The 708-nt window shown below is 65.7% G+C and carries 2 pseudogenes; one reads left to right on the top strand and one right to left on the bottom strand.

Annotated features, from left to right (window positions below):
- Positions 1 to 194: pseudogene (locus A5736_RS14700) on the bottom strand (dihydrodipicolinate reductase); the annotation flags it as partial.
- Positions 195 to 358: 164 nt separating this feature from the next.
- On the opposite strand from A5736_RS14700, the pseudogene A5736_RS14695 reads away from it, so the two are divergent.
- Positions 359 to 708 (top strand): annotated as a pseudogene (locus A5736_RS14695) (dihydrodipicolinate reductase); the annotation flags it as partial.

Genomic DNA, 708 nt, shown 5'->3' with positions numbered 1-708 from the left:
AGGGCGATCAGCGCGTCGGCATCGTTGGTAGCCGCGATACCCAGCGGCTCGATGCCGGCCAATTCCCCGGCGTCCTTGCCGACTTTGTCGGGCGAATGCACCCATACCCCAACGAGTTCCAGGTCTGGCCGGCGGCGGATCGCATCGATGGCGATCGACCCGACTCCCCCCGTCGACCACACGACGGTACGCATAGGGTTCACCTCCCTACTCATGAGCGCCCGCGGCGCACGTAGTCGGCGGCCGGCCCAGCCCAACTCGGAGCACGCAGGTCGAACCTCAGCGTGAGCATCAACAGCACCATAACCTAAGATTTGTTCATTAGGATAGTGCCTACTCTCTTAACAGGAGGAACAGGATGACGACCCAGCGGGTAGTGGTCTGGGCGACGGGCGGCATCGGGTCGATCGCGATCCGCACCATCCACCGACGCCCCGATCTGGATCTGGTCGGCGTGTGGGTGCACTCCGCGGAGAAGGTCGGCAGGGACGCCGGCGAACTCGCCAACGGCGAGCCGATCGGCCTCGCCGCCACCAGCGATGCCGACGCGCTGATCGCCCTCAAACCCGATTGCGTCATCTACGCGGCCAGCGGCCCCGAGCGCGACGCGCTGGCCATCCCGGACTATGTTCGGCTGCTGGAGGCGGGGATCAACGTCGTGTCGACGTCGTCGACGAGTCTGGTGTATCCGCCCTCGTATGTAGCGCC

Origin of the sequence: Mycobacterium sp. SP-6446, assembly GCF_001954045.1 — a bacterium.
GTDB lineage: Bacteria > Actinomycetota > Actinomycetes > Mycobacteriales > Mycobacteriaceae > Mycobacterium.
This window is presented reverse-complemented; position numbering and strand designations above follow the sequence as displayed.